At 53.1% G+C, this 6,909-nt stretch carries 6 protein-coding genes, 2 pseudogenes and 1 riboswitch; of the genes and pseudogenes, 2 read left to right on the forward strand and 6 right to left on the reverse strand.

What is annotated here, in order from left to right; all coding sequences use genetic code 11:
- The 6 genes and pseudogenes from C234_RS17835 to thiS all read right to left on the reverse strand — a co-directional run.
- Nucleotides 1-208: pseudogene (locus C234_RS17835) on the reverse strand (hypothetical protein); the annotation flags it as partial.
- 438 nt (nucleotides 209-646) lie between these two features.
- A complete protein-coding gene (gene thiH / locus C234_RS0112540) occupies nucleotides 647-1,774 on the reverse strand; it encodes a 2-iminoacetate synthase ThiH (RefSeq protein ID WP_027326050.1) in 1,128 nt (375 codons plus the stop codon).
- Nucleotides 1,775-1,810: 36 nt separating this feature from the next.
- Nucleotides 1,811-3,502, reverse strand: coding sequence for a phosphomethylpyrimidine synthase ThiC (thiC, locus tag C234_RS0112545; protein WP_027326051.1), 1,692 nt, complete (start codon nucleotides 3,500-3,502; stop codon nucleotides 1,811-1,813).
- 85 nt (nucleotides 3,503-3,587) lie between these two features.
- Nucleotides 3,588-4,364: a thiazole synthase gene (locus C234_RS0112550; RefSeq protein WP_027326052.1), complete on the reverse strand. Its 777-nt coding sequence runs from the start codon at nucleotides 4,362-4,364 to the stop codon at nucleotides 3,588-3,590.
- Between the two features lie 6 nt (nucleotides 4,365-4,370).
- A complete protein-coding gene (locus tag C234_RS16440) occupies nucleotides 4,371-5,048 on the reverse strand; it encodes a thiamine phosphate synthase (protein WP_081688160.1) in 678 nt (225 codons plus the stop codon).
- 4 nt (nucleotides 5,049-5,052) lie between these two features.
- Complete coding sequence (gene thiS / locus C234_RS0112560) at nucleotides 5,053-5,253, reverse strand: sulfur carrier protein ThiS (protein ID WP_027326053.1); 201 nt, start codon at nucleotides 5,251-5,253, stop codon at nucleotides 5,053-5,055.
- 61 nt (nucleotides 5,254-5,314) lie between these two features.
- A riboswitch (TPP riboswitch) is annotated at nucleotides 5,315-5,407 on the reverse strand.
- A gap of 156 nt (nucleotides 5,408-5,563) precedes the next feature.
- On the opposite strand from thiS, the gene C234_RS0112565 reads away from it, so the two are divergent.
- The gene (locus C234_RS0112565) at nucleotides 5,564-5,932 is read left to right on the forward strand and encodes a helix-turn-helix domain-containing protein (RefSeq protein ID WP_235342557.1); all 369 of its coding nucleotides are present in this window, start codon (nucleotides 5,564-5,566) and stop codon (nucleotides 5,930-5,932) included.
- Nucleotides 5,933-5,967: 35 nt separating this feature from the next.
- Nucleotides 5,968-6,873 (forward strand): annotated as a pseudogene (locus C234_RS0112570) (IS3 family transposase); the annotation flags it as partial.
- Nucleotides 6,874-6,909 lie beyond the last annotated feature (36 nt).

Below are 6,909 nucleotides of genomic sequence, written 5' to 3' on the forward strand. Positions count from 1 at the left end.
ACGGGACAGGAATAAATGTGCCGCTTTGTCCCAGTTCTATAAAATCGCCTTTGGAAGTATTGACGCAGGACTGTTCTTCTGCATAACGGGACTTGCTGTCATAAAATCTCCAGACAGGGATATTGAGTTCCGCCAGCCTTGATTTATAAGTTACTTTGTGTTCCTTGCAGTACATAATAATTTCTGCAACTTCTTCTCGTGTCATCATAAGTTTTATTTTTGGGCACAAAGATACTGGTCGAAGAGATTGCAGAAAATACGTGGTTTACCGGAGGCTTACGTTTCAGTCAGAGGCTCTGTTTGTTTCAGTCGGAGGCTCTGTTTGTTTCAGTCGGAGGCTCTGTTTGTTTCAGTCGGAGGCTCTGTTTGTTTCAGTCAGAGGCTCTGTTTGTTTCAGTCAGAGGCTCTGTTTGTTTCGATCGAAGGTTCTGTTAGTTTGCGTCAAAGGTCCTGTCGAATCGAAACCGGGCTTTGTTCGTTTCTGTCAGAACCTCTGTCGGTTTTTATCAGCAGCTCTGCTTTTCTTCCAACCGTTCTTTGAAGATTCCCGCTTGCTTTTCGTGCGGAGACAATAGTCGTTCCAACGCAACCGATGCCGCATTTGCAAATTGCCGCCGAATCTTCTCTTCGCACAAGCCTTTCCGGCTTATCTCGCCGCGGCATCGAACGCCTGATCCCAGTCTTTCCACACCGGTTCACGTCCCAGTCGCTTCAGCGCGCGCTCCACTTCCACCGCTTTCCGCTCGTCGCTCACGTGGAATTGCTCCAAAGTCTGCGGGTAACTGTAGTAACCTCCCGGTTCCGTTTTGCTTTCGGCGCTCATCGTCGTCACGCCGAGCGTAGCCATGCTGTCGCGAAACGCTGCGCTTTCACGGGTGGAGTAGGAGATGTCCACATCGTGGTCGAAGATGCGCATGGCGAAAGTCAGCTGCGCCAACTCGCGGTCGCTCATCACCACATTGGGCTGAAATCCTCCGTTTTCCGAAGGACGCATACGCGGGAAGTTCACGCTGTACTTCGTCTTCCAGTAATGTTTTTGCAGGTAACGCAGGTGATACGCCATCATCGTCACATCCGTCCGCCAATCCTCCAGACCGATGAGCACGCCCATTCCTATTTTGTGCACACCCGCCTGTCCCATCCGGTCGAAGCCGTCGACCCGCCATTCGAACTTCGATTTCATTCCTCGCGGATGGTACCTTTTGTAGTTCGCCTTGTGGTAAGTCTCCTGAAAACAAATCACGCCGTTCAGTCCGTGACGCGTCAGTTCTTCGTACTCTTCCGCTTTGAGTGGCATCACTTCAATCTGAAGATTGCTGAAATAGGGCTTCGCCAGATCCAGCGCGCGGGCGATGTAGGGCACGCCTGCCACTGCGGGATTCTCTCCGGTGACCAGCAGGAGGTTGTCGAACGGAGCCAGCCGTTTGATGGCTTTGTACTCGTTCACGATCTCCTCCTCCGTGAGAATGGTGCGCTTCATCGGGTTGCTGACGTGGAACCCGCAATACACGCACGAGTTGGTGCACGAGTTGGTGATGTAGAGCGGCACGAACATCGAGATTGTTTTGCCGAACCGTTCCATCGTATATTTACGGCTGAGACGAGCCATTGCTTCGAGGTACGGAGCGGCGGCGGGCGAGATAAGAGCCATGAAGTCGTCTACATCGAGACGCCCCTGCTTGCCCAGCGCGCGGCGGACGTCCCTCTCGGTTTTGGAACAGATGGCTGCCGTCGTCTCTTCCCAAGATATTTTTGCTAATTCGTCGGAAAACATTTCTTTTTCGTTTTAATATTCATATTCCCGGCATTGTCATTCCTTCTTTGCCGATTTGAGTTCGCGAGACAGGCGCATGGCGCAGAAGTTCGGCCCGCACATCGTGCAATATTCCCCGTCGATGTGATTCCCCGCACGGAAATAAGACTGCGCGCGTTCGGGGTCGAGCGAAAGGTCGAACTGGTCTTTCCACCGGAATTCGTACCGCGCCTTGCTCAGGGCGTTGTCTCTCACCTGCGCGCCCGGATGCCCTTTGGCAAGGTCGGCGGCGTGCGCGGCAATCTTGTAGCTGATTACCCCTACCCGCACATCCTCTTTGTCGGGCAGCGCCAGATGCTCTTTCGGAGTGACGTAGCAAAGCATGGCGGTGCCCAGCCAGCCGATTTGCGCCGCTCCGATGGCGGAAGTAATGTGGTCGTAGCCCGGCGCGATGTCGGTCACTATCGGCCCGAGCGTATAGAACGGAGCGTTGTGGCACTTCTCTATCTGCCGTTCCATGTTCTCTTTGATTTTGTGCATCGGCACATGTCCCGGTCCTTCGATGAACGCCTGCACGTTCTTTTCCCATGCCCGCAGCACCAGTTCACCCATCGTGTCCAGCTCGGCAAACTGCGCTTCGTCGTTGGCGTCGCGTATGGATCCGGGGCGCAGGCCGTCGCCCAGCGACACAGCCACGTCGTATTGTGCCAGAATATCGCAGATATCATCGAAATGTTCGTACAGAAAACTCTCCCGGTCGTGCACCAGACACCATTTGCTCATGATGCTTCCTCCCCGGCTCACGATGCCGCACAGCCGTTTCTCCGCCAGATGCACGTTGTGACGGCGTATCCCCGCGTGAATGGTGAAGTAATCCACCCCTTGCTCGCATTGCTCTATCAGCGTGTCGCGGTAAATCTCCCACGTCAGGTCTTCCACTGCTCCGTTCACCTTCTCCAACGCCTGATAGATGGGAACCGTCCCCACCGGCACCGGACAGTTGCGTATGATCCATTCGCGCGTTTCGTGGATATTGGCTCCGGTGGATAGATCCATCAGCGTGTCGCCTCCCCATTTGCAGCTCCATACCGCCTTCTCCACCTCCTCGTCGATGCCCGAAGTCGTGGCGGAGTTTCCGATATTCGTATTGATTTTCACCAGAAAGTTGCGCCCGATAATCATCGGTTCCGCCTCCGGGTGGTTGATGTTGGCAGGCAGCACCGCCCTTCCTTCGGCTATCTCCTTCCGCACAAACTCCGGAGTGATGTAGGTTTCGATGCCCAGCTCCTCGCAATTCATGTTCTCTCGGATGGCTACATACTCCATCTCCGGCGTAATGATGCCCTGTTTGGCATACGCCATCTGCGTAATCGCTTTTCCTTTGCGGGCGCGATAAGGCAGCGCGATGTGCTCGAACCGCAGCGAATCCAGCGTCGCGTCGTCGCGTCGCATCCGTCCGTACTCCGAACTGATTTCGGGAAGCCGTTCCACATCTCCGCGCCCCACGATCCATTCCTCACGCAGTCGCGGCAATCCCTTCTTGAGATCGATGTCGACGGCAGGGTCGCTGAACGGGCCGCTGGTGTCGTATATGTATACCTCCGCATTGGGAGTCAGTATCTTTTCTTCGCCTTCGAAGCTCACGCTGGGCACTTGCTCTACCTTCCGCATGCCTACGCGGATGTGCGGATACAGCGTTCCGGACATATATACTTTCTGAGAACGGGGAAATTTTATCTGTTGTTTCATGTTTCGTTACGATTGGCTGTTGCAGGCAAAAAGCTGAACAGTTTCAGTTGATTAAAGTTGTTTCATCCTTCGGTACACCCGGTTGTTACAAGTTTAGAAACTCCGTCAGCGGCGAGCTTGCCTCTGCCGTAAAGTCGTCGGCTTGCGCGCCAAGCCCCGCTTCGTATGCCCGGCGTCCCGCTTCCGTTGCCGCTTTGAACGCCTTTGCCATCTCAACCGGATTGCCCGCTACGGCAATGGCCGTGTTCACCAGTACCGCCGCCGCGCCCATTTCCATCGCGTCCGCCGCATGGCTCGGCGCGCCTATGCCCGCGTCTACCACTACCGGCACGTTCGCCTGTTCGATGATGATGCGCAGAAACTCTTTCGTCTGCAACCCTTTGTTGGTTCCTATCGGCGCTCCCAGCGGCATCACCGTAGCGGCTCCCGCCTCTTCCAGACGTTTGCACAGCACCGGGTCGGCTTGGCAATAGGGGAGTACCGTAAATCCCAGTTTCACCAGCTCCTCCGTCGCTTTCAGCGTTTCGACGGAATCAGGCAGCAGGTAACGAGGGTCGGGATGAATCTCCAGCTTCAGCCAGTTCGTCCCGAAGGCTTCGCGCGCCATCCTTGCGGCGAATACCGCCTCCTCCGCGTTGCGTACCCCCGAAGTGTTGGGCAATAGCTGAATGTGCGGATGAACGATGTGTTTCATCATGTCGTCCCCTTTATCGTTCATGTCCACCCGCTTCATGGCCACCGTCACCATCTCCGTGCCGGATGCCAGAATCGCTTGTTCCATCACTTCGTTGGAGTGGAACTTGCCCGTTCCCAGAAAAAGGCGGGAGCCGAATTCACGTCCCGCAATGATTAGTTTTTCCATTTCTTCTTATGTATTGTTTCCTTGTTTCACTGATTTTGTCTTTGTGCGGCTTCCTTGTCCGCTCGTAAGTCCGCAGCCGATGATCCGCCGGGTCTCTTCCACCGGATTCTCCGCTTGCAGAATTGCCCCCGAGAGCGCGATTCCCGTTACGCCTGTTTGCAGAATGCCGGGAATATCGTCGAACGTAATTCCGCCGATAGCCAGCACGGGCAGGTCAATGCCGGCCTCTTTCATTTGCGAGAGGAGAGAGGCGTAACCTTCGGTGCCCAATACCGGGCTCAAATTCTGTTTGGTTGTGGTAAAACGAAAGGGACCGACGCCCAGATAATCCGCTCCCGCGCGGTAACAGCGCACGATATCTTCGAACGTGTTTGCCGTGCCGCCGATGATATATCCGGCTCCCAATACTTTCCGCGCCTGCTCCACAGGCATATCGTGCCTGCCCAGATGTACGCCGTCGAGTCTTAGTTTCTTTGCCAGCTCAACGTGGTCGTCGATCATCAGCACTGCCGACTGCGCCTTGCAAAGCGGTTTCAGCCGGCGCGCCACCGCTTCCGTCTCTTCGAGCGGCGCGTCTTTCATGCGTAGCTGAATCCATTTGCATCCCCCTTCGAGCGCCATGCAAGCCGACTCGAAGTACGAGTACCGTTCGGTGCGGTGTGTGATAAATAATAAATTCGTCATTCCCTTATCCTCCGCATGCCGCTTTAATAATCACTATACGGTCGTTTTCGTGCAGCGCGTGGCTTTCCCAGTCCGTGCGGGGAATCATGCGGTTGTTTACGGCGACGGCAATGCCCTGCGTCGGCAAATCCAGATAAGGGATAAGTTGTTGAAGAGTAAATGAGGGAGAAACCTCCACCTCCTTGTCGTTCACTTGTACTTTCATTTTCTTATTCGGGTTTATAAGTTTGAAAGTAAATACAAAGGAGGCGTTGTGAAAGGCAAACAATAATAAGTAACACAATCCCTACGTCAGTGCTAACTGCATCAGGTTCTTAGGGTATAATCTCAGCCCTCACGGGGCACCCCTTTGTCTTTACAGGGAACAAAGTAAGCGAAAAAGATCGGGAAAAACATCTTTTCCTGCGATTATTTTTTTCATTCCGCTCCGAAGCGGGGGGGGAAATGATGGCGGCAGAAACAATCATCGGGAAGTGTCTTCTTTTAAAATAGGTTGACTCCTAAACTCCCAAATTATGGAAAATGATCAACCATTATGTCTGTCATCTGCCCTGGATCGGGTGAAAAATCATCATCGGATCTATGAGATGTATTATGTTGAGAAAAAATCAAGAGCAGAGATTTTTCAGGAAACAGGTCTGTCGCGTTCTTCTTTCTATCGAATTCTTCGTACCTTTGAGTCGTGTAACCCCCAAATCGCTGAAGAGATGAAGAAGCAAGGCAAGGATGTGACTCCTGCAGATTATGAGAAGCTCAAGCAGGAAGTGGCTTTATTAAAGAAGCGACTGGCTACGGAGAAGTTGCGTGCCGACTTCTATGAAGAGATGGTCGACTTCGGTAAGGAAGTATATGGCATTGACTTAAAAAAAGCTGGCACCAAGTAGTCAACAGGCTTCACACGAGCGATGTCAGGGTCTATCCTGTGACCTCGCTGTGTGGACTGCTTGGTAAGAGCAAACAAGCCTATTACAAGCATGGAGACAGCCTGATGTCCAGACTGGCCGATGAGGCTTTCTGCGTGGAGTATATCAAGGAAATCCGCGGTAAAGACCCGGGTATAGGCGGGGGCAAGCTGTGGGAGATGTACAACAAGAAGTTTGGCAAGGAGCACGGTGTGGGCTACAACCGTTTCTACGACATCCTTGAGAAGTACAATCTCAAGGTACGGAAGAAGAAACGCCGCGCCCGCACCACGAACTCCGATCATACCTATCCTACCTATCCCGACCTGACACGAGAGCTCATCCCTGAGTCCGTCAACCGGTTATGGGTAAGCGACATTACCTATATGCCATTCTGGACTTCCCCGGAAAGGGGCATATATGATTTCTGCTATCTGTCACTGGTTACAGATTGTTACAGCAAGGAGATTATCGGTTACAGCGTTGGCGCAACCTTGGCAACGCTCTACCCGATGCAGGCTCTGGATATGGCCCTGAAACGTATAAAGGATGGCAGATTCCTGAACGATTCCCTCATCCACCATTCTGACCGTGGTGTGCAATACGCCAGCTACGAATACACCGGCCGCTTGAAGAGCCTGGGCATCAAGATCAGCATGACCGAAACCGGGGATCCGAAGCACAACGCTGTGGCCGAGAGGGTAAACAACACCATCAAAAACGAGCTGCTCAAGGATATGGAATTTTTCAGCATCGACGGGGTGAAAGCTGCCCTGGAAGCTGCCATAGACTTCTACAACAACGAACGTCCTCACATGAGTCTGGACGGAATGACGCCGGTAGAGGCGAGCAAGCAGGTTGGAGAAATAAAAAAAAGATGGATCAGCTACCGCGAGAAAGCCATCAAAGAGGTTGTTGCTTAGGAAAATATCACTAACTTTGCATTGACCGACAAAGAA

Origin of the sequence: Bacteroides pyogenes DSM 20611 = JCM 6294 (assembly GCF_000428105.1) — a bacterium.
GTDB lineage: Bacteria > Bacteroidota > Bacteroidia > Bacteroidales > Bacteroidaceae > Bacteroides > Bacteroides pyogenes.

Bases quoted from the DNA above. Each gene is read 5' to 3' on its own strand.
- C234_RS0112565 (WP_235342557.1), top strand. From the start codon at position 5,564: ATGGAAAATGATCAACCATTATGTCTGTCATCTGCCCTGGATCGGGTG.
- thiC (WP_027326051.1), bottom strand. From the start codon at position 3,502: ATGAAACAACAGATAAAATTTCCCCGTTCTCAGAAAGTATATATGTCC.
- thiS (WP_027326053.1), bottom strand. From the start codon at position 5,253: ATGAAAGTACAAGTGAACGACAAGGAGGTGGAGGTTTCTCCCTCATTT.
- C234_RS0112550 (WP_027326052.1), bottom strand. From the start codon at position 4,364: ATGGAAAAACTAATCATTGCGGGACGTGAATTCGGCTCCCGCCTTTTT.
- C234_RS16440 (WP_081688160.1), bottom strand. From the start codon at position 5,048: ATGACGAATTTATTATTTATCACACACCGCACCGAACGGTACTCGTAC.
- thiH (WP_027326050.1), bottom strand. From the start codon at position 1,774: ATGTTTTCCGACGAATTAGCAAAAATATCTTGGGAAGAGACGACGGCA.